The organism is Caulobacter sp. Root1455 (assembly GCF_001426905.1).
Classification (GTDB): domain Bacteria; phylum Pseudomonadota; class Alphaproteobacteria; order Caulobacterales; family Caulobacteraceae; genus Caulobacter.
In genome coordinates, this window is sequence record NZ_LMFQ01000022.1 from 121,464 (window position 1) to 145,215 (window position 23,752).

Sequence of the window (23,752 nt, forward strand, 5' to 3'; positions counted from 1 at the left end):
CGAGCGCGCCGGCCCTAATCTCGCCTCAAGATTGGGAGCTGGAAATGAACTGGAAATCGCTGTTCTTCTCCGCCGAGGGCCGCATCGGCCGCCAGGCGTTCTGGATCGGCTGGCTGATGCTGCTGGGCGTCCAGGTGGTGGCCGGGTGGATCCCGGTGATCGGCCACGCCCTGGGGCTGGTCGCGCTGTTCGCCTGGGTGTGCCTGTGCACCAAGCGCCTGCACGACATGGGCCGCAGCGGCTGGTGGCAGGCGCCGGCCTTGGCGCTGGGCCCGATGCTGGTGATCGGCTCGGCCCTCTGGATCGGCGTCGGCGCGGTCATGGCCGCGGTCACCAACCACGACCCCGAGATCGCCGCCCTGGCCGGCGTCGGCGTCCTGCTGGTCAGCATCGTCGTCGCCTTCGTGACGATGATCGGCTTCACCCTGTGGGTGGGGATCGCCGAAGGCCAGCCGGGCGAGAACCGCTACGGCGAACCGCCGCTGCTGACGCCGGTGATGGTCTGAGCGTGAAACGCTGAAACGTTGATTTCTAAGCTTTCCCCATCGTCCAGGCGGTGGGGAAATGCTGCATGGCCTTCTACACCTACATCGTCGCAAGCGGGCGGAACGGCACGCTCTACATCGGGTCCACCGATGATCTGATGCGTCGCATCGAAGAGCATCGCGGGTATCTTCGCGACGGCTTCACGGCGAAGTATGGCTGCACGGTCCTGGTCTGGTACGAGGTCTTCGAGACCCGCGAGGGCGCGTTTCGGCGCGAGCGGCGGATCAAGGAATGGCGGCGATCCTGGAAGCTGATGTTGATCGAAGCCGACAATCCGACGTGGCGAGACTTGTTCCACGATTTGAACCCCAACGCCTGAATATAGATCCGCTCATCCCGGCGAATGCCGGGACCCAGATGGAATAGCGGTGTGGTTGACGCCAAACGCGCCGAGCACTTCCAGTCAGTCTCTCCGCCATGGGATCTGGGTCCCGGCATTCGCCGGGATGAGCGGTTCGATTTTCACAGCCCCCTCGCCCCCAGGCTCACCGCCCGCGCCAGGGCCTGGGCCAGTTGGGCGTCGGAGCGGGCCAGGCTCGCGGCGTCGCCGCCCTGGACGTTGATCGTGACATTGACCCCGCCGCCGGCCCCAAGGCCGCTCAGCGGCTCGACCGCGCCGGCCCCGGCCGGGCGGAACAGTTCGGGGCCGCGCTCGCCGACCAGATAGGCGCCGCCGGCCGCGACCGGGCCGCCGTCGGCCCTCGCGCCTGAAAACCGCGAGCCAACCGCGTTGACCAGGGCCTGGGCCAGGCCGCTCCCGCCTTCGCCGGAACCCGCCGAGACCGCGTCGATCACCGCCCGCGCCAGCTCGGCCAGGCTGACCTTGCCGTCGGCGGCCGCGTGGGCCAGCGAGCGGGCCAGGCCCGTCCCCGCCTTGGCGAAGGCCTCGTCGATGGCCCGGGCCGCCTGCTCGGCCGGCGCGCGCAGGGCGGCCAGGGCGGCGGCGGCCTCGGTCGCGCGGGCGGGGACGGCGTCGAGGCCGTTCGCTTCAAAGTCGCTCATCGGATCTCCTCATCGGGAAAGCGGGCGATCAGGGCGTCAAGCGCCGCGCGGTTGAGGACCGACGCGGCCGGGGCCTCGGTCAAAGCCCGCCACTCGGCCAGGGGCAGCCGCCAGAAGGCCTCGGGCGGGATGCCCAGGCCCAGGGCCGCCAGGCGCAGGGCCGCGCGCCAATGAGCCTTCATGCGCAAGCCGCCCCTAAGCACAGGCAGAGAGGGCGGCGGCCACCGCCGCGACGGCTTCCGGGATCGAGACCGGGGCTGTGTCCAGCACCTCGGGATCCTCGCCGCCGCCTTCCAGCAGGGCCGCGAGCACCGCCAGCAGTTCGGTGGCCGACAGCCGGCCGAAACGCTCGGGCAGAGCGCTCCAGTCGTCGAGATCCAGCGCCGCCTCGATGCGGGCCAGGGCGCCCAGGGTCAGGCACAGCCGGCGGGGCGTTCCGGCCAGCGGGACGACGACCTCGCCTCGGGCGGGGTTGGGAATAGTGGGCATGGTTGAGCTCCTTCTCCTCCCCCGCATCGCGGGGGAGGTGGCGCGATGCGGATACACATCGCGACGGAGGGGCGTCCGCCGCGGCCATGCGCACGGCCGCGCCCCCTCCACCACTTCGTGGTCCCCCTCCCCCGTTGCACGGGGGAGGAGAAGATCAGATCGCCGTGAACGTCACCGCCCCGGCCGAGGCCAGGGACAGGGCGAACGCCGCCTCGCCGTCGTGATCGCCGGCATATTCCAGGGCCGCCACCAGGAACGGCCCCTCCAGCTGCACGAAGTCGGGGATCACCAGCCGCCAGGTCCGGGCGGTCTGGGCGAAGAAGCTGTCGCGCACCGCCGCGTCGGAGGCCGCGTCGCGGAACACGCCGGAGCCGGACACGGCGACCGAGCGCACGCCCGATCCGGCCAGCAGCTCGCGCCAGCGGCCGGCGCTGTCGCCGTCGGTGGCGTCGATGGTCTGGGCGTTGAGGCTGATCGTCCGGGTCCGCAGGCCGGCCACGGTGGTGAACGCCGGCGTCGGCGCGCCGTCGCTGATCTTCAGCAGGATGTCTTTGCCGGCTTGGGCGGCCATGGGGATGTCCTTTCGTTAGAGGGCTTCGGTCACCGCCCGCACCCGCAGCACCCCGAGCGACAGCTCGCGGTCGGCGGCGCGGAAGACGTCGGCATAGGTGACGCGCAGGGTGACCAGGCGACGGCCCGCGACGCTCAAGGCCGCGTTGTGCACGGCGGCGCGGACGGCGGCGGTGACGGCGCGGGCCTCCTCGGGCCCGCCGAACTTGCTGGCGCAGGTGAGCGTCAGCAGGTGCTCCAGCCCGTCCGCCCCAAGGTCGCCGTCGGACCCGAACGGCCGGCCCTCCTGGCGGCCCAGGCTGACGCACGGATAGACCGGATGGCGCGGGGCGTCGGCGTGGACGCGGGCGGCGACCAGGGCGGAGACGGCGGGCGCGGCCTTCAGGGCCTCGACCAGGGCGGCGGTGACGGCCGCGTCGGCCCCGCTCACAGCCGGGCCTCGCGGTACGGAGCCAGCCAGGCCTCGACCAGGCCGGGCGGCGGTTCGGAGCCGTCGCGATGCTCGTAGGCGTGGGCGACCAGGACCAGCACCGCCAGCCGCAGCGGCGCGGGGCTGGCCTGGGTGAGCGCCAGGCCGGCGGCGGCGGCGACCCGCGCCTCGGCCGCGTCGATCAGCAGAGTCACCAGGGCGTCCTCGGCGGCGTCGGCCACGCGCAGGAAACCCTTGGCCTCGGCCAGGGTGGTGGAGAGGGGCATGTGGGGGGTCCTGAAAGGAAGGAAGAGACTCCCCCCTCTGGTCCTTCGGACCGCCTCCCCCACAGGGGGAGGAACTGATCGCGAGGTCCTCCCCCTGTGGGGGAGGTGTCGGCGAAGTCGACGGAGGGGGGAGTTTTAGGGCGTCGCCGCGGCTACGACACCGCGAACTTCAGCAGCTTGATCGCGTCGAAGTTCTGCACCCCGCCGCCGACCCGCTTGGTGGTGTAGAACAGCACGTGGGGCTTGGCCGAATAGGGGTCGCGCAGCACTCGCACCCCGGCGCGGTCGACGATCAGATAGCCTTTCTCGAAATCGCCGAACGCGATGGCCATGGCGTTGGCCGCGACGTCGGGCATGGCCTCGATCTCGGTCACCGGATAGCCCAGCAGGCTGGCCGACTGGCCCGGCTGCAGGGCCGCGTTCCAGATGTAGTTGCCCTGGGCGTCCTTGAACTTGCGCACCGCGCTGACCGTGCGGCGGTTCATCACGAAGCGGCCGTTCTGGCGGTACTGGGTCTTGGCCGCGTAGATCAGGTCGATCAGCTTGTCGGTCGGGTTCGAGGCCGGCCAGGCGCCGGCCACGCCGGTGGCCAGGTAGCCGACCTGGCCCCAGGTCGCCGAGGCGTCGGCGGCGGCGGTGTAGGCCAGCAGGCCCTTGGGCTTGTTGACCCCGTCGCCGGCGACGAAGGCCGCCGTCTCCTGGGCGGCGAAGGCGTCCTGCACCTCCTCGGCCAGCCACTCGTCGATGTCGACATAGGCGTCGTCGAGCAGGGCCTGGGTGGCGGCCGGGCTGGCGTAGAGCTCGCCGGCCGGGAAGTCGATCACGTCCAGGGTCGGCGCCGTGGTCTCCGGACGCGAGGCGGTCTCGGCCACCCAGCTGGCGGCCAGGCCGGCGGTCGAGACCGGCTTGCGGAACGTGCCCGCGCCGATGGTGCGCACCTGGCAGATGTCGCGCATGGGCGAGGACGCGGCCAGGCGGCGCAGGATCTGCCGCTCCAGCTCGGCCGGGGCCACATAGCCGCCGGCCGTGGCCACGCCCTCGGACAGGCCCTTGGCTTCGAGCAGAAGCGCGGGGGTCTCGCCGGTCTTGATGTAGCGGTCGAAGGCGGCCTTGCGCTCGTCGGGAACGACCAGCCGGCCTTCCCCGCCGATCGTGGGCCGACGCGCGTCGGCCAGCACGCGGTCCAGCCGCGCCTGGGCGTTGGCGACCGCGTCGTCGATGCGCGCGACCTTCTCCTCCAGCAGCACGTCGGCGCGCTTGGTCTCCAGCGCCGCCAGGCGCTGATCGTTGGCGGCCTTGAAGCCTTCGAACGCCGCCAGCACTTCGTGCAGCGCGGCGCGGGCCTCCGGCGAGGCCGCGGCCTGTTTGGTTTCCTTCATGGGAATCTCCGGTTTTTGGGAAGTCGTCAGGAAAGGCCCTCCCCCCGTGGGGGAGGTGTCGCCCGAAGGGCGACGGTTGGGGGGAGTTGGCCGAGGTGGGTCTGCTCCCCCCACCGGCCCTCCGGGCCGCCTCCCCCACGGGGGGAGGGACTTGGTGATCAGCCGTCGACGCGCTTGAGCCGCGCGCCCGGCAGCATCGGGAACGTCACGATCGACACCTCCCACAGCTCGACCGCGGTCAGCACGCGCAGGCGCCCGGTGTCGTCGGGGCGGGCCTTCACGGCGCGGAAGCCGATGGACAGGCCGTCCAGCGCCCCGGCCTCGACCAGGGCGGCGACGAGGCGGCCGCGTGGCGTGGTTCGCAATATCCGTCCACGGACGAACAGGCCCGCCGCGTCCTCGGCCATCTCGTCCCAGACGCCGACGGGCTCGGCGTCGTCGTGCTGGTGCAGCATCTTCACGCCGCCCGGACCGGTGCGGGCCAGGCTGGCGGCGAAGGCGCCGGCGGCGGCGACGTCGTCGTTGAGGTCGCGGGTCCAGAAGAGGGAGGCGTGGCCTTCGATCTCCAGGTCTTTCATGAGGGCTCCTGTGCGGTGAACACTTGCCCCCTACGGACCGCTTCGCGGTCGTCTTCCCCCACAGGGGGAAGAGGGCGCCGTGCGGCGGCTGGAGCGTCCTCCGCCCCCTATGGGGGCGGACAGACGGCGAAGCCGTCAGGTGGGGGCAAGTCCGTGCGCTACTGCGCGTCCAGCTTGCTCTCGATCCGGGCCAGCGAGGCGCGGGTGGCGTCGGCCTGGGCCTCCAGGCGGGCCAGGCGCTCGGCGACCGGAGCCTGGGCGTCGAGACGCTGGCGCAGGTCGTCGATGCGGGCCGACGCCCGGCCGGCCCACAGCAGGGCGGTCGCGGCCTGCAGGGCCACGGCGACCAGCAGGCCGACGGAGACCTGGCGGTCGAGCCGCCAGCGGTGGGGTGAGGTCATGGGTGTCTCCCGGGCGGTGAACACTTGCCCCCTACGGGCCGCTTCGCGGCCGTCTTCCCCCAGAGGGGGAAGAGGACGCCGTGCGGCGGCTGGGGGCGTCCTCCGCCCCCTATGGGGGCGGACAGACCGCGTAGCGGTCAGGTGGGGGCAAGGGGGTGAGCTACCCCTCCAACCCCGCCAGCCGCCGCCGCTCGGCGTCGGTCAGGAAGCTCGCCCCCTCCAGCCGCGCCCACAGCGCGTCGCGCTCGGCGGAAAGCGCCGGCACGGCGTCCAGGTCGCAGGCGATGCGGGCGCCGGGGAACTTGGGCTCCAGCCACACCGACAGGGCCCGCGCCGCCCGCTCGGCCAGGGGCACGACGGTGTGGCGCCAGAACGCCCCGTTGGCCTCGCGGTAGTTGGCGTAGGTCGCGTCGCCCGGCACGCCCAGCAGCTGGGGCGGCACCCCGAAGGCCAGGGCGATCTCGCGGGCGGCGGCGGACTTGCCGGCGATGAAGTCCATGTCGGCGGGGCTCAGCGACATCGGCCGCCAGTCCAGCCCGCCCTCCAGCAGCAGCGGCCGTCCGGCGTTGGCCGTGCCGGCGTGGGCGTCGGACAGCTCGGCCTTCAGCCGCTCGAACTGCTCCGCCGACAGCCGGTCGCCCGCTTCACGGTTTGCGTAGACCAGGGCCCCGGACGGCCGGGCCGAATTGTCGAGCAGGGCCTTGTTCCAGGCCCCCGAGGCGTTGTGCACGTCGATCGCGAAGGCCGCCGCCTCGAGCGGCGAGAAGCCGTAATGATCGTCGGTCGGGTTGAACAGCCGCAGGTGCAGCACCGGCAGCCAGCCGGACCCGTCGCGGCCGATCCGGGCGGTGCGGCCGGCGGCCTGGTAGTCGTAGGCCAGGGGCCAGCCGCGCGGACCGGGCACCACGGTCATCCGGTCGGGCCGCAGGGCGTAGAGCTCGGTCGGGGCGTCGTCGCCCGAAGCCTCCAGATAGCCGTTCCCCGCCACCTGCAGGTGCCCGAAGAACGCTTCCATCAGGTCGGCCCCGCCTTGCTCGGGATTGGGGGCCTGGAGCAGCTTGCGCAGCGGATGGTCGTCGGCCCGCCGGCCGCCGACGAAGACCGTGAGCGGCACGGCGGCGGCGGCCTCGGCGATCATCCGCACGCAGCGATAGGCGATCGGGTTCTTGCCGAAGCCCTCGGACGCCAGGGCCGCGTAGTCGCGCGGCGTCCAGCGCGGACGGCCCGCCGTGGTCAGGGCGATCAGGCGCGCGGCCCGGGAGTCCTTGGCCTCCGGCGCCATGGGGGGCGGACGGCGGGGTTTGAACAGGGGCATGTCGGACGCCTCGCGGAGGTTGAGAACGAAAAGGGAACATGTTAGGGTTGCCTGGACCGGCGGCGCGCCATCCTCCGCCCCCTATGGGGGCGGACAGACGGCGCAGCCGTCAGGTGGGGGCAAGGGGGTGAGCCACATGACCGCGCCACGACCGACGGTCGTCAACGCCAGGCGGCTGCGCAAAGAGATGACCCTGCCGGAGCTGAAGCTATGGAACGCCATCCGGCGTGGGCAGCTGGACGGTTTGAAGTTCCGTCGGCAGCACCCGATTGGGCCCTATGTGCTGGACTTCTTCTGTCCGGCGCACCGGTTGGCGGTGGAAGTCGATGGCGCGGAACACTACACCGAAGACCGTTCGGAGAAGGACGCCGCGCGGGACCGATGGTTGGCGCGGCAAGGGATCATGACGCTGCGGATTCCAGCGAGCTGGGTGCTGGATTCGGTCGACAGCGCGGTCCTCGCGATACGTGAGCAGCTCACTCACTTGCCCCCACCTGGCGGCTTCGCCGCCTGTCCGCCCCCATAGGGGGCGGAGGAAGCGCGTCAGCGCCGGCGAACCTTCTTCCCCCAATGGGGGAAGACGACCGCGAAGCGGTCCGTAGGGGGCAAGTCAGTGCGTTACAACACGCTCAACCGCGGCCTGCGCCCCACCCCCAGCATCAGCTCGCTCACCGCCCAGACCAAGGCGTCGGCCCGGTCCGGGCTGTGGTCCAGGTCCCCCGACCCCAGGGCCATCAGCTCCTCCTCCAGGGCCGGAAAGGCCCCGCAGTGGATCACGCGGCCCTGTTCGTACAGGGCCGCCACCGGCTCGGCGCGGGCGCGCTTGCCCACGGACGCCTTGACCAGCTTGACCGCGCAGGGCGGGGCGGCCTGGGCAAGGACCGAGCGGACCATGTCGCCGCCCTGGTTGGCCTCGGCCACCAGGGCGTCGGCCGACCAGCGGACGGCGGCCTCGACCGCGCGGCGGGCCCAGCCGTTGGGCGACAGGCCCTTGGCGGTGCGGTCCTCGAGCACGAAGGCCCGGCCGTCGAAGCGCCCGCAGACCACGATGCCGCAGGCGTCGCCGCCCGCCGTGGCCGGCGGGTCGACGGCCACGACCACGCGCTCGAAGGCGGCCGGCGGCGCGCCCCGGCAGCGGGCCAGGTCCTGGGCGCGGAACAGCCCGCCCTCGCCCTCGACGATCAGCCCGTCCAGCTCCTGGGCGGCCAGGCGGGTGCCGCCGTAGAGGCTCCGCAGGGTCGACAGGAAGGCCGGCGCCAGGTGGTCGGCGTTGGCCGAGGTCGGGGCGCGGGTGTCGACCGTGCCGGGCTCGGCGATCAGGTTTCGCAGGGCGCGGATCGGCCGGGGCGTGGTGGTCACCACCAGGCGCGGGTCGGTCCCCAGGCGCAGGCCGAACCGCAGCATGGCCAGGGTCTCGGCGGGCTTGGGCCAGGCGCAGAACTCGTCGGCCCAGGCGGCGTGGAACTGCGGGCCGCGCAGGGAGTCCGGGTCCTCGGCCGAGAAGGCCTGGGCGACGGCGCCGTTGCGAAATTCCAGACGTCGCCGGCTGGCGCGCCAAGTCGGACGTTCGCCCGGCGGGTAGAGGCTCTTGAGGCCCGAAGGGCCCTCGATCATCACCTCGCGCACGTCGTGAAAGGTGGGGCCGACCAGGGCCAGGCTGCCGACATGCCGGGATTGCTCCTTGATCCAGGACGCGCCCGCGAAGGTCTTGCCGGCCCCGCGACCGCCCAGGAACAACCAGGTGCTCCAGGGCTCATCCGACGGGAGCTGGTGCGCCGCCCTCGGCTTCCACGCCGCGCGGCAGCGCGCGATCCGTCGCTCCGGCGCCTCGTCCAGCCAGTTGCTTAGATTCTCGGGCGACTCGAGCAGCCTCCAGTCGCTGTCGTATATCGGCGTGAAGCTGCGCCATCCGTTCGGGGGTGCGACGAGTGTCGTCATCCATTTCCTGCTCCTCTTGCTTGGCGGCGTCGTTCTCGTTGGCGGCCCTGGCCTTCATCGTGGAGGCCTTGATCGCCTTGGCGTTGGCCGCGATGTCGGCCTGCGCCCGACGCTTCATGGCCAGGATCGCGTGCATCCGAGCCGCGGTCAGGCCGACGGCGGCCAGCAGTTTGGTTTGCTCGATTTGGGTGCGCAGGGACGTCGTGTCGTAGATCTCTTTCACGTTCGCGACGTGCATCTCCACCATGAGGACGTCGCTGTCTCGCAGCAGGTCTTCCGAGGTCATCTCGCTTCTCCCGGCCATGGCACAAAGATACGGGAGCAGCGAGCGCCGCTGATAACTTAGGTCGAGAAAGTTTAGGACGTTGATTTCGCTGGCGTTCGTTCGCCAAGCGCCGAGGATCGACGAGGCTGGATCCCCGTCAGGGGCGCTGTCGCGGCGGGAATTTGAGGGGTCGCGACCGCCGTCGACCCGCCACTGAGGTTCGAAAGGTCCGTCCTAGGACGACGCGCCCGCCGGCCCCGGCCCCAGGGCGTCGGCGACGAGCTCCTCGAGCACGCCGAGGTCCAGGTCCTTTACGGACCTGAAGCTGATGCAATAGCCGGTGACCTTGGCCTTCCCGAGCCGCGCCCCATAGGTCCTGGACAGGTAGGTCTTGTCCTTCAGACCCATGACGTAGACCGACAGTCCGGACGTGTTGGCGCTCAGGCCGATCTTGTAGAACGCCCGGGGCTCCCCGGCGGCGTAGCTGAGCCTCTCCGAGCCGTAGCCGATATTCGGATTGGAAACGACCTTGCCGGCGTCGTTCCGGCCATCCAGGAACCAGAGCTTGGCGTCGGGCGAAATCGCCAGGATGCGCCGGTGCAGATCCCGCAATTCCTCGCGCTTGGCTGGAGACTGATCGCCAATATAGCCCTCGATCTGCTCGCGCACGCTCATGGCGAGGGTCTCCGTTTCCGTTTTCGCCAGGCCGAAACTCGGACCGCGAGCGCCAGCCTCTCATCGGGACGACGATCGAACCTGTCTGAAACCGACACGGTCCGCTGACTTTCTTCGACCTTCGGCGGCGCCGGCGACCCGCGATGGCCTTCGACAGACGTCTCACGAAAGCGCCTCGGCGAGGCCCGTCCGCTGGCGCGAACCGGCGACGACGGGGGCGAGGGGCGGGAAAAAAACACCGCCCCCTGTCGGCCAGCGCGCTTCCCGCCCGTCCTAGGATCAACAGCCACCCCACGGAGCCGCCCGATGTCCTTCCAAGCCTATCTCGACACCATCCAGGCCAAGACCGGCCTCGACGCCCCGGCCCTGAAGGCGGCGGCCGACGCGGCCGGGCTGTCGGAGGGCGGCGCGCTCAAGCCGGACGTGAAGGCCGGCCAGGTCGTGGCCTGGGGCAAGGGCCAGCTGGGCCTGGGCCACGGGCACGCCATGGCGATCTACGCCCTACTGTCGGGCAAGCGGGGGCCGGGGGATTGAGGGTCTAGATCGGAGCCTTGAGCTGCTCCAAACCCTCCCCTTCTAACCGTCATTCCCGCACTTGCGGCGGACAGAGGGGTTCCCGGCACAAGGGCGTGCGTCACCCGAGACCGACAATTGCTCGCGGCCGCGATCTGAAGGTCCGGATCGGGCTCCGCTGCAGATGGCGGGACGGGACCCGTCGCGGACGTCGCGCCGTGGGCCTTTTGCGCCCCTAGGGCTGCACCCCGAGCGCTCTCAATTGCTCGACCCCGTTGGTGTTCTTCGGGTTCAGCACCAGCGACTGGCGGTAGGCGGCGATCGCCAGGGCCTTGTCGCCGTTCTTGGCGTAGGCCTCGCCCAGGCTGTCGAAGGCGTTCCAGCTGTCCGCGTGGATCTCGGTGTCCAGCCGAAGCAGGGCGACCGCCGCGCCGATGTCGCCGTCGCCCATGCGCTGGTAGCCCCAACTCACCAGCTCGTCATCGGAGAGCATGAAGTCCGGCTCCCGGGCTTTGAAGTCCTGGTAGACGCTCGACGTCTTGCCGAAGCCCTGGCGGGCCAGTTCGGCGGCGAAAGCCGCGCGGGTGGGCGGCGCGCCCTGGCTGTGGGTCACGCGGGTGGTCAGCAGGTGGGCGGGCGCGCCGCTCTTGGCGGCCGGCAGGTCCAGGAACGCCCGGCTGGCCGCGTCGCCTTTCAGATAGGCGTCCAGGAACCGGCGGACATAGGTCTCCATCCAAGCGGTTGCGGTCGACAGCTCGTCCTTGTCGTACTCGTCGTAACGGCTGTCGCCCAGCAGGCGTTGGCCGAACATCACCGAGAAGTTCTCATGCACCATGGGGGCCAGCGTGACGCGGTAGACATCGGCATATTTCATGTGGTTGAGCGGGCTGGTCACTTCGTTGCGGCCCTCTGACAGCTCCTCGATCTCACGCGGCCGGGCGGCGACAAAGAGCAGCGGTGCGGTGGCGCGGGCCTGGGTGGCGTAGGCGGCCTGCTTGAGCAACTGGGGCCAGTACCGGACCGAGCCATCCAGGGCGACCAGGGCGTCGATGCGGCTATCCTTGGCCGCGGCCAGGACATTGGCCAGGCCGCCCCAGCTATAGCCGATCACGGCCAGGCGGTTGGTGTCGGCCTGGGGCAGGCCATGGGCGTAGCCAATCAGGAATTCGATGTCGCCCGCCTGGGTCTCGACGCCCTCCAGGTCGGTTGTCATGTCGCGCTGAGCCTGACCCAGGCTGGGGCTCGCGATGACCACATAGCCCTGGCTGGCCAGGTATTCGCACAGGTCGGCGTTCTCGAACGCCCAGGCGCTGAAGCTAGGAGCGTAGATCACGACCGGGAACTTGCCTGATACGGCGGCGGCGTCACGATGGGCCTGCATCGGCGCGGCCAGCTCGGCCTTAGCGCGCTGCGGCGACAGGGCGCCGGTCCGTTGCCGGGCGAACGCGGCCTCCAGGGCCGCGCGCTCGGCGGGCGTGTGTTCGAAATCGTCGTCGCTGGCGCCGATCTTGAGATAGTCGGCGACGGTCATAGTCGGCTCGGCGGTCTTTGCCGCAGGGTACCAGACAAAGGTCTGGATCGGCCGCGCTCGCTCTCCGGTGACCACCTTGCCCGTGGCGACGTCGGTGAGCCCCCGATAGGCGCGGGAGAAATCGTATTGCTCGACGACCTTCAGTCCCACCGCGTGCGGGCCGGGCGGGTTCGCGCGGGTAAAGTTAGAGTCTGCGAGGCCAACGGACGGTGCGGCAAGAAGCACCAGCAACAAAAACAATACGCGCATGTCTTTCCCCTCGGGCGGGGCAGCCATGGCCGCGTTCCCGAACGGCGCCAACTAAAGCTTCTGTAATGTGAAGCTGTGAGACCCAGGCGCCCGTATCGCCAGCAGGCGCGCCGGGTGCTTGCCTTTTTCCACCCCGAACAACGATCAGCATGTCCGCGCTCAGCGCCGGCGGCGGACATTGTCGGTCGCGGTGGATCCCGTCATTTCAGGGCGGGAATGACGGATCAAAGGGATGGCTCGGAGACGGGCCGAGCCGTTCAAAGTGCTGAATGCGACCGCCCTACCCCGCGATCGGCGACAGGGTCTTCAGCTTGTTCAGGCCCTTGACGCTGTTCTTGGCCCAGGACTCGACCTGCCGGTCGAAGTCCATGCGGTTGGTGACCCGGTTGCGCCATTCCATCGTGAAGTCGTCGATCGTGCGGTCGTCGACCACCCGGCCCAGCAGGGATCCGGTCAGCGAGTCCCGCGCCTCCACCACCAGGGTGATCTCGCCGGCGTCGCGGCTGTAGGTGCGCACGTTCGCCGGGCCCATGACGTCCGGCGCGCGGACGATGATGTCGATCAGGGAGGTGCGCACCCGCAGAACGTCGGACGCCGGCTCGGTCACCACCGGATAGCCGCCCGCCGTATAGGCCTTCTGCAGGATCTCGGCGGCGGACTTGCGGCCCTCCTCGATCATGCGCTGGATGTCCCGGTCGGTGACCTCCAGCGAGGTCGACCTCTGGTTATTGTTGTAGTCGCGCCGCCAGTTCTTCTCGAACGCGATCTCGGTCGGGTCGAGGATCACCTTGGTGTAGCCGCGAAAGTCGGCGCCGGGCCGCAGATAGACCTTGTCGAACCGCTTGGCCTTGACCTTGACCAGCCCGTCCCACTCGGCCCCCGGCTTGGCCGCCAGGGCGGGCCGGGCGGCGGCGGTCATCGCGAGGCTGGTGAGGGCCAGGGCGGCGAAATGGCGTCTGTCCATGGTCGGGCTCCGGATCTGCTCCGCCGGGACGATCCGGCCGTGACCTTAAGGTGTAAATCGGTGGAAACCCGGAATTGGCTCGGTTCAGCATGGCGGCCGGGCTCGCCCTTGAAACCCTCTCCCCATGGAAGAGGGTTTCAAGGCTCAGTCCTCGGGGTCGTAGATCACGTCGCTCTTGTCGTACATCAGGTCGGTGGCCACGAAGTCCAGCGCATCTTCAGGATCGCTGAACGACAGCTCCGACACCGTCTGGTCGCGCACCGAGATCCCGGCCTTGTGGGTGCTCTCCGGATCGCCGGTGATCAGCGGATGCCACAGCGGCAGGCTCTTGCCCTCGTGCAGCCGGCGATAGGCGCAGGAGGGCGGCATCCACTCCAGGGTCTCGATGTTGTGCGGCGTCAGCTTGATGCAGTCGGGCACGGTCTTGCGGCGGTTGGGATAGTCCTTGCAGGTGCAGCGGTGCTCGTCGAACAGCTGGCAATGCACCCGCGTGGGGATGATCTCGCCGGTGTCTTCGTCTTCGAAGCGAACCAGGCAGCAAAGGCCGCAGCCGTCGCATAGACTCTCCCACTCGGGGACGGTCATCTGATTTAGGGACTTCGTCTCCCAGAAAGGTTTGCGCGCCATCATCCCGGCGTCCTAAACCCTATTCGCCCTCTCTTCAAACGGGATGGGACCAAAGTGACCGGGGGGCCGACTTGAACGACTGGACGCTGCCGCCCTATCGCTTCGACGATGGGCCCAAGGGCCAACAGCCCGCGCGGCCCGCGGAATTCGCCTCGGCGCCGCCGCCGCCGCCGTCCGAACCGCCCCCGCCTCCCCCTGGGCGGCGCCCGCCGGAAGAGCCCTTCCGCGCCGACCTCAAGCACGCCAAGGCCAAGCGCGGCCGGTGGATCTGGTGGACCCTGGCCGTCGTCGTCCTGCTGGCCCTGCTGACCGCCGCCTCGGGCGCCGGCTATGTCTGGTGGAAGTACCTGCGCGACGCCCCGCCCCTGCCGTCGCGCGAGGCGCTGTTCGCGGTCAACCGCGCGCCCGGCATTCGGTTCGAGGACCGCAACGGCCAGGTGATCGCCACCCGCGGTCCGCGCTACGGCCGGCGCATCACCCTGGGAACGGTGCCCAACTACGTGCCCCAGGCCTTCCTGGCGGCCGAGGACCGGCGGTTCTACAAGCACGGCCCCATCGACCTGTACGGCATCGTCCGGGCGCTGAACGTCAACCGCAAGGCCGGCCGCACCGTGCAGGGTGCCTCGACCCTGACCCAGCAGCTGGCCAAGGGCCTGTTCCTGACCCCCGACCGGATCACCAAGCGCAAGGTGCAGGAGATGTACCTGGCCTGGAAGCTGGAGCGGGTGCTGACCAAGGACGAGATCCTGGAGCTGTATCTGAACCGGGTCTATTTCGGGGCCGGCACCTATGGCGTCGACGGCGCGTCCCAGACCTATTTCAACAAGCCGGCCAGCCAGCTGACCCTGTCCGAGGCCGCCCTGCTGGCCAGCCTGCCCAAGGCGCCCTCGCGCATGGCCCTGACCCGCGACATGAGCCGCGCCCTGGCCCGCTCGCGCCTGATCCTGACCAGCATGCGCAAGGAAGGCTGGATCACCGCCGAGCAGGAGAGCCAGGCCCTGGACAACACCCCGCGCCTGTCGCCCCTGGCCATCCAGGACGAGGGCGACTACGGCTGGGTGCTGGACTACGCCACCAGCGAGGCTGTGCGCATCGCCGGCCAGAACGCCCCGGACCTGGTTGTGCGCCTGACCATCGACCCGCGCCTGCAGCATGTGGGCGTCGAGACCGTCCGCCAGGCCATCGCCATCGGCGGCGAGGGCGCCGGGGCCCGCCAGGCGGCCCTGCTGTCGCTGTCGGCCGACGGGGCCGTGCGGGCCATGGTCGGCGGGACCGACTATATCGAAAGCCCGTTCAACCGCGCCGTCCAGGCCCGCCGCCAGCCGGGCTCGACCTTCAAGCCGTTCGTCTACGCCGCCGCCCTGGAGAAGGGCGTGCTGCCCAGCGACATCCGCGTCGACGGGCCGGTGCAGTTCGGCGACTGGAAGCCCGAGAACTACGCCGGCGGCTATCGCGGCCCGATGACCGTGCAGGACGCCCTGGTCAATTCGATCAACACCGTCGCCGTCAAGCTGGCCCAGGAGGCCGGCGGCCCGGCGATCGGCGACCTGGCCCGGCGTTTTGGAATAACGAGCCTGCCCTCCAATCCCGACCTGTCGGTGGCGCTGGGGGCCTATGAGGTGAACCTGCTGCAGCTGACCTCGGGCTTCCAGGTGTTCCAGCAGGGCGGCGCCCGCGTGCAGCCCTATGTGATCGAGAGCATCGCCACCCAGGGCGGCGAGCCGATCTTCACCCACACCGCCCCGGCCGCGCCGCCCAGCGTCTACGACATCAGCAAGGCCAGCATGATGGTCAAGATGATGATGAAGGTGGTCGAGGTCGGCACCGCCAAGCGGGCGGCGTTTGGCCGGCCGGCGGCGGGCAAGACCGGCACCAGCCAGAACTGGCGCGACGCCTGGTTCGTGGGCTTCACGCCCGACTATGTGACCGGGGTCTGGGTGGGCAATGACGACAACCGGCCGATGAACCGGGTGGTCGGGGGCGACATCCCGGCCAGCATCTGGCGGCGCTACATGCTGGCGGCCCACGAGGGGCTGGCGGTGCGCGACTTCCCCTGGTTGCTGCCCGATCCCGAGCCCCTGTCGACGCCCGATCCGCGCAACGGCTTCTACGAGACCCTGGGCGCCGAGTTCGCCCGCTCGGCCTCGGAGCTGGAGCCGGCGGCGACGCCGGAGGGGGCGGCGACGACGACGGGCGGGGCGCCGGAGCAGCTGCCGTACTAGGGTATGCAGACGTTCAGCATACGGACGGTTTTCAATTTCCGCCGTTCCCGCTCAGGACTGCCGGAGGCGCGCCTCTGACACTTGCAACATCAAGCGGCCTCGGCGAGCTGGCGATATTGCTGATCCGGCGCGGCGTCCTCGATCACATTCGCAGCCTGCGAGAGAACAGCTAGGAGCGTTCCCATGCTGCGCTTGCTTTCAACTGACGCCGCCCGTGTCGGCGCGTCTTCGCGAAGCGCCAGATCGTGAAACTTCATCGACGTAGATGCGACGGAGTTGGCGTGGGTGGTCACGGCGTCGAAAACGGCGAGGTGATCGCCGCGCTGCACCAGGGCATCGACCGTCCACTCGGTCGAAGATGCTCCCGTTATCTGTGCGTGTTTAGCGGTGTTCGGGAAGATCTTTTTGAGGCGGGCGTACAGTCGGTCGGATCGCTCGGCTACCTTCCGCTCGTTGGCCCGCTCTATGGCGAGAATGACCGAAGCCTGGGAGCAGTTTGCCACTAGCCGTACAGCTGCCCCTAGCTGCCCCATGGCAACGCGGGGTATGAAAAGGTGCCGTTTTTCGTAGATCACTCCGAACTCTTCGGAGAGTTCATTAGCCGCGCGACCGAACGAGTTGCCGACATCGCCAGCGTAAGCTTCGCGGAAGCCAGAACCTAGATCGGAAACGGAGAAGGTTTCGCCTTCACCAGCAATGCCAACTGACGCGAAGGCGCCACTTGGGTACAGCAGGGGCGTCTGCACATCCCAGCCACCCTGAGTTGGTCGGTACTGCACAAGTCCCCCCACGATGCGGGAGATGTTTTGTTCCATGAGAAGCGCGTTGTCGATCACGTCGTTTCTCCAAAAAGGTCGGATTCCCACGGAGGAATGGGAAGAATGTTAAGGTTTTGAATATTAAATCTTCCTGCGCAAAAGTCAAGTAGCTCGCTAAAATTATGCGGCTCTGGATCAATAGGCCGAGCAATTCTCAAGTTTCCCTTCCGCATCTCATCACCACTTGCACCAACATTTAGGTAAAAGTCGTGGTAGTGACTGTGCGGTATCTCAAGACCTTGCAACTCCACCGGACCCTTCATTGGATTTTGGTGCGGTGTAGTTGCCCAGCATACTCGCTCTAGCTGCCCGCCGCTGCGCTTGCCCGGCCGCTTTACTTCGAGCTGCATGACAATGGCTGCGTCTGGGCGCAGCACCCGGCCAGAGGACCGCAGATAGAGACCCTCTTGTGTAACCCCAGCGATTTCCAGTGGAGCGAAGAGTACTAATTCCCGCCCATTCCGCGCCCACTTTGGGACGGCGGACAGGAGCTTTGGGGCCTCAAATATCTCGGTTAGCGATAGCGGCATCCATATCCCCCAGGATGCCGATACTGACCCGCCAGCCTCGCGCGATCAACCTAGACCGGCGCCATCCAACCTTTGGTTCGCCTAAGGGGCGAAATTCACCATCAGCCCCCTGGCCGCAGGCGGACCTTCAGATTGGCCTGGCAGGGCATTGTCTGTCACGGCGAACATCCGTCCTTGTGGCGGGAATCTCGGCAGGCTCGGGAGACTGCGCTCCCCGCCCCCCATCAGCCGACCGGCTCAAGCTCCGCCGAGGCCTCATCCGCCACCGCCTCGATCAGCGCATAGAGCTGGCGCAGGTCGATCGGCTTGGCCAGGCAGGCGTCCATGCCCGCGGCCTCGTATTCGACCTGGTGGTGCGCCGACGCGTCGCCCGACAGGGCGACGATCGGGGTGCGCCGGCGGCCGGTCCGGGCCTCGTCCAGGCGGATGGCCCGGGCGGCCTCGACGCCGTTCATGCCCGGCATCCGCACGTCCATCAGCACCAGGTCGAACTCGTCGGCCGCCCAGGCCTCGACCGCCTCGGCCCCGTCGGCGGCCAGCCTCAGCTCGACGTCCAGCCCCTGCAGCATGGCGCGCAGCAGCGCCTTGTTGGCGGGGTTGTCCTCGGCCGCCAGGATCCGCAGGCGGCGCGCGGGACCGGCGGCGGGCCCGGCTTCGGCCTCGACTTCGGCCTGGGCTTCGGGCGCGTCGGCGACGACCCATCGCAGGTCCAGAGCCCGGCCGATGGCGCACAGCAGCTCGCCGTTGTCGATGGGCTTGGCGACGAAGTCGTCGGCCCCCGCCAGCCGGGCGCTGGCCCGGGCCTCCTCGGCGTTGTTGGCCGACACGGCGATGATCGGCGCGTCCTTCAGCGGTTCGATCAGCCGCATCAGCCGGGTGGCCTCATGGCCGTCCATCACCGGCATCTTCAGGTCCATCAGAATCAGGTCGGGCCGCACGGCCTGGGCGACCCGCACCGCCTCGCGGCCGTCGCCGGCGGTCTCGATCGTAAAGCCCAGGGGCAGCAGCAGGTCGCGCAGCAGGTCGCGGTTGTCGGGGTTGTCGTCGACCACCAGCAGGCGGCGGCGCGCGCCGGCGTAGCCGCGGATGTCGGCCAGGGCCGGGGCCCCGTCCGCGTCCAGCGCCTGGGCCAGGGGCAGGCGGACCTCGAACCAGAAACAGGCGCCTTGGCCCAGGCGGCTCTGAACCTGGATCGTCGCGCCCATCAGCCCGGCCAGCTGCCGGCTGATGGCCAGGCCCAGCCCGGCGCCGGCTTCGCGACGCTGGATCTCGCCGACCTGCTCGAACGGCTGGAAGATCCGCTCGAGCTCGTCCTCGGCGATGCCCGGGCCGCTGTCCTGCACTTCGAAGCGCAGGGTCGCGGCGGCCGCGTCGTGGTCCAGCATCGCCACGCGCAGCGACACCCGCCCCTCGCTGGTGAACTTGACGGCGTTGCCGAGCAGGTTGAGCAGGATCTGGCGCAGGCGCTTGTCGTCGGCCAGGACGGCCTCGGGCGCGTCGTCGGCGACCAGGCATTCGAACGTCAGACCCTTTTCCTCGGCCCGCACCTGGATCATCTCGGCGACCGCGGCGACCGCCTGGCGCAGCCGCACGGGCGCGGCGCGCAGCTCCATGCGCCCCGCCTCGATCTTGGACAGGTCCAGCAGGTCGGTGATCAGCGACAGCAGGTGCTCGCCGCTGCGATGGATGGTCCGGACCGCGCTCAGGTCCGCCTTGGCCAGGTTCCGGCGCTCCAGCAGCTGGGCGTAGCCCAGCACCGCGTTCAGCGGCGTGCGCAGCTCGTGGCTCATATGGGCCAGGAAGTCGGACTTGGCCTCGCTGGCCCGCTCGGCGACCGCCTTGGCCTCGGCCAGGGCCGCGCGCGCCTGCGCCTGGGCCCGTTCCTTGTCGCGGGTGTCCTTGCGCGCGCGCTCGACCCGCACGGCCATGTAGAGGCCGATCAGCACCGCCCACGAGGCCAGGATGATCAGGTACAGGGTGGCGGGCGCGACGCTGGAGCGGCGCAGGACCAGCGACTGGATCCTCATGTCGTAGCGTCCCGGGGGCGCGACCGTGGCGGTGGACACCTCCATCGCCACGATGTCGTCGAACTGGGGGCGGGCCAGCTCGGGCGCGAAGTTCTTTCCCGACAGCCACCATTCGGCGACGCTGAAGTCGCGGGGACTGAGGGTCACGGTCTGGCGGCCCTTGTGGACCGAGAACTCGACCTTGTTGATCTTGGCGGTCGAACGGTCGCCGATCTTGCTGTACCGGCCGTCCTGGTTCTTCAGATAGAACCGCAGGGCGGTGGCCGGCCCGTCGTAGTCGATCGTCAGGGTGATCGTGTCCAGCGTGCGCAGGTCCAGGCCCCGCAGGGCGCCGTTGCCGTCGAGCACCACCTCGTAGCCGCAGAACAGCGAGACCGAGGCCCCGGGCTTCAGGTCGCAGGACCAGGCCAGCGGCTTGTCGGAAGCCTTGAAGCTGGAGCTGCCGCCGATCACCTGGTCGGCATAGCCGCTGTAGCCGTAATTGGCCGCGGTGGCGTCGGCCACCACGATCTCGCGGTCGAACAGCTGGTGCTGGAATCCGATGATCGCGGCGGTCAGGGCGAACAGCGCGATCAGGCACAGCTCCGCCCCGTTGCGGGTCCACGACCGGCGACGCCGGACGGACGGCGACCAGACATCGCTGTCAACGCCCTCGCGCGAAGCGGCGACGACGCCCTCTTTCAGGCTCGATTCCGACAAGTCTGCTTCAGGTCCCACGACATCCCCCGACCGAACCAAGCCTTTTGCCGCGAAGGGGGTGGCCAAGAGCTTAACCGGGGCCCGCTGCGACGAACGGTCGCCCCGCGCCAGACGGGCGCTCGAGGCTTCCGGGGGCGCGCCCGGGCTCGCCCGCGGGCCTCGCTTTGTGCGCTTGCACATATCGATAATCGATCTCGGAATATCGACTTTCGATGAGCAACGTTATAATAGTTACAGGACTGTAAGGATTCATTTCAGATCATATAGATCAAGGAACCCTTATATTTGCAGTCAAGCTTGGATATCGGCGTTCTATCTACATCACATTGCACCGCTGACACCTAAAAGACCCATTGTCGCCGCATTTCGGTATCGGCAGTTGCTTGGATGTGACAGGTCCTAGACATATTGATTACATAGTGGCGTCGACGATTGACGGGCGTCTTTGGCGGCTCCTATCCCAAAGGCAACCGGGGACGCAGATCCATCCGGGAAACCTGAAACTGACAGGGCGACGGGACGAGCGGGTCGACGAGACCAGACTCCGAGCGCCTGGAGGGACCGATATGAAATTGCAAATCACCCGCGGACGCCTGTTCGCGACGACGATGATCGCGGGGGTCGCCACCTTCGCCGCCTTCGCCGCGAACGCGCAGACCGCGCCGGCGCCCGCCGCCCAGGCCGCGCCCGCCGACAACGAGGTCGAGGCCGTCGTCGTCACCGGTTCGCTGCTGCGGCGCACCGACGCCGAGACCCCCTCGCCCGTCACCGTCCAGACCCAGGCCCAGCTGGAACAGCGCGGCATCACCTCGGTGGCCGACGCCATCCGCACCCTGGCCGCCGACAACAGCGGCAGCATCCCCACCGCGTTCGGCAACGGCTTCGCGGCCGGTTCGTCGGGCGTCGCCCTGCGCGGCCTGTCGGTCAACTCGACCCTGGTGCTGATCGACGGCGAACGCACCGCCAACTACCCGCTGGCCGACGACGGTCAGAAAGGCTTCGTCGACCTGAACACCATTCCGTTCAACGCGGTCGAGCGGGTCGAGACCCTGAAGGACGGCGCCTCGTCGCTGTACGGCGCCGACGCCATCGGCGGCGTGGTCAACGTGATCATGAAGTCGAACTTCCAGGGCGCGGACGCCGAGGCCTCCTACGGCGGAACCCAGCACGGCGGCGGCGCCCAGTTCCGCTTCAACGCCGAGGCCGGCTATGGCGACGTCGACGCCGACAAGTACAACGCCTATGTCGACTTCGAATACCAGAAGGACGACCGGATCCGCATCGACCAGCGCGGTTTCCCGTTCAACAACAACGACCTGACCTCGATCGGTGGGGACAACAACAATCCCCAGCCCGGCTTCCGCGCCTCCGGCCCCTACGGCTACGCGGTGGTCGGCGGCGCCATCGACCCGGTCACCCACAAGGCCACGGCCCTGATCGATCCGGCGACCGGCGCGGCCTATGCCGGCAACCCGCTGCGGACCTGCGGTCCCGACGCCCCGCTGACCACCGACGCCGACGGCAACAACTACTGCGCCAGCAACATCGCCACCTATGGCGACCACCAGCCCAAGCAGGAGCGCATCGGCGGCTACGGCCGCTTCACGGTCAAGCCGACCGACCACCTCGAGGCCTATCTCAGCGGCAGCATCTTCCAGAACAAGGTCGACGTGAACAACGGCCTGCAGCAGGTCGTGGTCGGCTCGCCGCACAACACCGTGGGCATCGCCCTGCCGCAGTTCCTGCCGGACGGCAGCCTGAACCCGATGAACCCCTATTCGGGCGCCAACCCCGCCTATGCCGGCCCGACCGGCTCGGCGCTGATCAACTACGGCTTCGGCGACATTCCGTCGAAGAACACCTACACCAACCGCGTCTACCGCATGGCGGGCGGCGTGAAGGGCGACGCGCTCGGCTGGGACTACAACTCGACCCTGGTCATCGCCCACTCGTCGCTGGAGACCCGTCAGGAAGGCTTCATCAGCTACAACGCCCTGATCGACGTCATCACCAACGGCACCTACAACTTCATGAACCCGTCGGCCAACAGCCAGGCCGTCCGCGACAAGCTCGCGCCGGTGATGCTGAAGACCTCGACCACCGACCTGGACTCGATCGACTTCAACGCCACCCGCCAGTTCGGCGAGCTGCGCGGCGGTCCGATCGGCGTCGCCTTCGGCGGCCAGTTCCGCTACGAGGCCACCGAGGATCCGAACATCAATCCGTTCGGCGACACCCAGGGCCTGGGCTCGGCCCAGACCCGCGGCAACCGCACCGTGGCCTCGGCCTTCGGTGAAATCGGCCTGCCGGTGCTGGAGAGCCTCGAGCTGAACCTCTCGGGCCGCTACGACCACTATTCCGACGTCGGCGGCAACTTCTCGCCGAAGCTGGCGGCCAAGTGGACCCCGATCAAGACCCTGGCCCTGCGGGCGACCTATTCGAAGGGCTTCCGCGCGCCGAGCTTCTCGGAAGGCGGCGACAGCGCCTCGATCGGCTTCACCAACTCGCAAGGCCTGCCGGCCAGCTTCATCGCGCTGCACCCTGGCTCGTTCCCGAACGGCGGCAACGCCTACACCCAGACCTACGCGTTCCAGCTGAACACCACGGCCAATCCGGACATCAAGCCGGAGAAGTCGGAAAGCTACACGTTCGGCGGCGTCTGGGCCCCCAACCGCCACTTCAGCACCTCGCTGGACTACTACCACATCGACAAGAAGGACGTGATCGCGGCCCTGACCTCGGGCCCGGCCCTGGCGGCCTACTATGCCGGCGAGCCGATCCCGCCCGGCTACACGATCACCCCGGACGCGCCCGACCCGCTGAACCCGACGGCCCTGCCGCGCGTGCTGTCGGTGGGCTCGCCCTATGTGAACGCCGACTCCCTGTCGACCAGCGGCATGGACTGGAACATCCGCACCGACTACGACCTGCCCTGGGGCGAGGTCCGCTGGACCAGCGAGCTCGATGCGACCGTGATCTTCAACTACGACTTCACGATCGCGGGCGTGACCAGCAACTACGTCGGCAAGCAAAGCCCCTACGCCCTGTCGTCGGGCGCGGGCACGCCGAAGTATCGCGGCGTGTGGACCAACAGCTTCGCTCAAGGTCCGTGGCGGATCACCGGCGCGGTCAACTATGTCAGCGGCCAGCGCTCGATCGACGCCGATTCCGGTCCCGAATGCCTCTATGACGGCGGAACCGAGATCGACAACAAGTTCTGCCACAGCAAGGCGTTCGTCGACCTGGACCTGACCGGCTCGTACGACATCAACGACAAGGTCCAGCTCCAGGCGGCGGTGCTCAACGCCACCGACGAGGGTCCGCAGTTCAACCCGGCCAACTACGCCGGCGTGAACTACAACCCGACCTTCTCGCAAGCGGGCCTCATCGGCCGGTTCTTCCGCGTCGGCGTGAAGATGAAGTACTAGGATCTCGCGTACGGGAGCATCAGTCCGCTTCCGATGAGATGGAGGGGCCGCCCACAAGGGCGGCCCCTTTTTCTTTGGGCGGGGCGCGGGCGGGGCGCAGGGGGACACACACTCATCCCCCTGCCCGAGCCGTCCTGCCACCGTGGTTGGAATGAGTGTGTGTCCCCACGCCTCGTCCCCACGCCCCGCTGGCCCAGCCCACCGCCGCGACAAGAAAACCCCCCGCCCCCTCGCCCGCCCTGCTATACGCCCCCATCTCCTCATTCCTCGCCGACAGTAAGACCTCCCGA

23 protein-coding genes and 1 pseudogene are annotated in these 23,752 nt (G+C 69.0%); 6 read left to right on the forward strand and 18 right to left on the reverse strand.

Annotated features, from left to right (window positions below):
• Positions 1–44 precede the first annotated feature (44 nt).
• Positions 45–506, forward strand: coding sequence for a DUF805 domain-containing protein (locus tag ASD21_RS15085; RefSeq protein ID WP_056442786.1), 462 nt, complete (start codon positions 45–47; stop codon positions 504–506).
• Between the two features lie 65 nt (positions 507–571).
• Positions 572–865, forward strand: a complete 294-nt coding sequence (locus tag ASD21_RS15090) for a GIY-YIG nuclease family protein (protein ID WP_056442789.1) — start codon at positions 572–574, stop codon at positions 863–865.
• Between the two features lie 143 nt (positions 866–1,008).
• On the opposite strand, the gene ASD21_RS15095 is transcribed toward ASD21_RS15090, so the two are convergent.
• The 10 genes from ASD21_RS15095 to ASD21_RS15140 all read right to left on the reverse strand — a co-directional run bounded on the left by ASD21_RS15095 (position 1,009) and on the right by ASD21_RS15140 (position 6,976).
• Positions 1,009–1,548, reverse strand: coding sequence for a hypothetical protein (locus tag ASD21_RS15095; protein ID WP_056442792.1), 540 nt, complete (start codon positions 1,546–1,548; stop codon positions 1,009–1,011).
• Entirely contained in the window at positions 1,545–1,730 is a 186-nt protein-coding gene (locus ASD21_RS15100; protein WP_056442795.1) for a phage tail assembly chaperone, read from the reverse strand. The genes ASD21_RS15095 and ASD21_RS15100 overlap by 4 nt, the downstream gene beginning before the upstream one ends.
• Before the next feature lie 13 nt (positions 1,731–1,743).
• On the reverse strand, positions 1,744–2,037 hold the full coding sequence (locus tag ASD21_RS15105) for a GTA-gp10 family protein (protein ID WP_056442797.1): 294 nt from the start codon (positions 2,035–2,037) through the stop codon (positions 1,744–1,746).
• A gap of 154 nt (positions 2,038–2,191) precedes the next feature.
• Positions 2,192–2,608, reverse strand: coding sequence for a phage major tail protein, TP901-1 family (locus tag ASD21_RS15110; protein WP_056442800.1), 417 nt, complete (start codon positions 2,606–2,608; stop codon positions 2,192–2,194).
• Positions 2,609–2,623: 15 nt separating this feature from the next.
• Positions 2,624–3,037: a DUF3168 domain-containing protein gene (locus ASD21_RS23985; protein ID WP_156398391.1), complete on the reverse strand. Its 414-nt coding sequence runs from the start codon at positions 3,035–3,037 to the stop codon at positions 2,624–2,626.
• Positions 3,034–3,303, reverse strand: coding sequence for a head-tail connector protein (locus tag ASD21_RS23990; protein ID WP_056442807.1), 270 nt, complete (start codon positions 3,301–3,303; stop codon positions 3,034–3,036). The genes ASD21_RS23985 and ASD21_RS23990 overlap by 4 nt, the downstream gene beginning before the upstream one ends.
• A gap of 152 nt (positions 3,304–3,455) precedes the next feature.
• Positions 3,456–4,682, reverse strand: a complete 1,227-nt coding sequence (locus ASD21_RS15125) for a phage major capsid protein (protein WP_056442810.1) — start codon at positions 4,680–4,682, stop codon at positions 3,456–3,458.
• A gap of 158 nt (positions 4,683–4,840) precedes the next feature.
• On the reverse strand, positions 4,841–5,260 hold the full coding sequence (locus tag ASD21_RS15130; RefSeq protein ID WP_056442812.1) for an HK97 family phage prohead protease: 420 nt from the start codon (positions 5,258–5,260) through the stop codon (positions 4,841–4,843).
• Between the two features lie 158 nt (positions 5,261–5,418).
• On the reverse strand, positions 5,419–5,661 hold the full coding sequence (locus ASD21_RS15135) for a hypothetical protein (protein ID WP_056442814.1): 243 nt from the start codon (positions 5,659–5,661) through the stop codon (positions 5,419–5,421).
• Positions 5,662–5,821: 160 nt separating this feature from the next.
• Positions 5,822–6,976, reverse strand: coding sequence for a phage portal protein (locus ASD21_RS15140; RefSeq protein WP_056442817.1), 1,155 nt, complete (start codon positions 6,974–6,976; stop codon positions 5,822–5,824).
• Between the two features lie 136 nt (positions 6,977–7,112).
• Here ASD21_RS15140 and ASD21_RS15145 point away from each other — a divergent pair, with 136 nt between their 5' ends.
• Positions 7,113–7,502: an endonuclease domain-containing protein gene (locus tag ASD21_RS15145; RefSeq protein ID WP_056462920.1), complete on the forward strand. Its 390-nt coding sequence runs from the start codon at positions 7,113–7,115 to the stop codon at positions 7,500–7,502.
• A 92-nt stretch (positions 7,503–7,594) separates the two neighbouring features.
• On the opposite strand, the pseudogene ASD21_RS15150 reads toward ASD21_RS15145, so the two are convergent.
• The 3 genes and pseudogenes from ASD21_RS15150 to ASD21_RS15160 form a co-directional block, all read right to left on the reverse strand.
• Positions 7,595–8,752: pseudogene (locus tag ASD21_RS15150) on the reverse strand (DNA-packaging protein); the annotation flags it as partial.
• Positions 8,730–9,200 (reverse strand): hypothetical protein, encoded by a 471-nt coding sequence (locus ASD21_RS24790; protein WP_235524898.1) that lies wholly within the window; start codon positions 9,198–9,200, stop codon positions 8,730–8,732. The gene ASD21_RS24790 and the pseudogene ASD21_RS15150, both read right to left, overlap by 23 nt.
• A gap of 213 nt (positions 9,201–9,413) precedes the next feature.
• Positions 9,414–9,854 (reverse strand): DUF1801 domain-containing protein, encoded by a 441-nt coding sequence (locus tag ASD21_RS15160; protein WP_056442827.1) that lies wholly within the window; start codon positions 9,852–9,854, stop codon positions 9,414–9,416.
• A 306-nt stretch (positions 9,855–10,160) separates the two neighbouring features.
• Here ASD21_RS15160 and ASD21_RS15165 point away from each other — a divergent pair, with 306 nt between their 5' ends.
• A complete protein-coding gene (locus tag ASD21_RS15165; protein WP_056442829.1) occupies positions 10,161–10,388 on the forward strand; it encodes a DUF4287 domain-containing protein in 228 nt (75 codons plus the stop codon).
• Positions 10,389–10,602: 214 nt separating this feature from the next.
• Here ASD21_RS15165 and ASD21_RS15170 read toward each other — a convergent pair whose 3' ends face one another.
• From ASD21_RS15170 to ASD21_RS15180, 3 genes are all read right to left on the reverse strand, one after another.
• Positions 10,603–12,048: a dienelactone hydrolase family protein gene (locus tag ASD21_RS15170; RefSeq protein WP_082554792.1), complete on the reverse strand. Its 1,446-nt coding sequence runs from the start codon at positions 12,046–12,048 to the stop codon at positions 10,603–10,605.
• Between the two features lie 379 nt (positions 12,049–12,427).
• Entirely contained in the window at positions 12,428–13,111 is a 684-nt protein-coding gene (locus ASD21_RS15175) for a DUF3313 family protein (RefSeq protein WP_056442834.1), read from the reverse strand.
• Between the two features lie 144 nt (positions 13,112–13,255).
• Positions 13,256–13,741, reverse strand: a complete 486-nt coding sequence (locus ASD21_RS15180; protein ID WP_056442837.1) for a YcgN family cysteine cluster protein — start codon at positions 13,739–13,741, stop codon at positions 13,256–13,258.
• Between the two features lie 68 nt (positions 13,742–13,809).
• Here ASD21_RS15180 and pbpC point away from each other — a divergent pair, with 68 nt between their 5' ends.
• The gene (pbpC, locus tag ASD21_RS15185) at positions 13,810–15,960 is read left to right on the forward strand and encodes a multimodular transpeptidase-transglycosylase PbpC (protein WP_056442840.1); all 2,151 of its coding nucleotides are present in this window, start codon (positions 13,810–13,812) and stop codon (positions 15,958–15,960) included.
• A gap of 89 nt (positions 15,961–16,049) precedes the next feature.
• On the opposite strand, the gene ASD21_RS15190 is transcribed toward pbpC, so the two are convergent.
• Positions 16,050–16,796, reverse strand: coding sequence for a hypothetical protein (locus ASD21_RS15190; RefSeq protein WP_056442843.1), 747 nt, complete (start codon positions 16,794–16,796; stop codon positions 16,050–16,052).
• A gap of 736 nt (positions 16,797–17,532) precedes the next feature.
• Positions 17,533–20,034 carry a response regulator gene (locus tag ASD21_RS15195; protein ID WP_056442846.1) on the reverse strand — a complete coding sequence of 834 codons (2,502 nt, stop codon included), beginning with the start codon at positions 20,032–20,034 and terminating at the stop codon, positions 17,533–17,535.
• A 566-nt stretch (positions 20,035–20,600) separates the two neighbouring features.
• Between ASD21_RS15195 and ASD21_RS15200 the strand changes: the two genes are divergently transcribed.
• A complete protein-coding gene (locus tag ASD21_RS15200) occupies positions 20,601–23,462 on the forward strand; it encodes a TonB-dependent receptor plug domain-containing protein (protein ID WP_056442847.1) in 2,862 nt (953 codons plus the stop codon).
• Positions 23,463–23,752 lie beyond the last annotated feature (290 nt).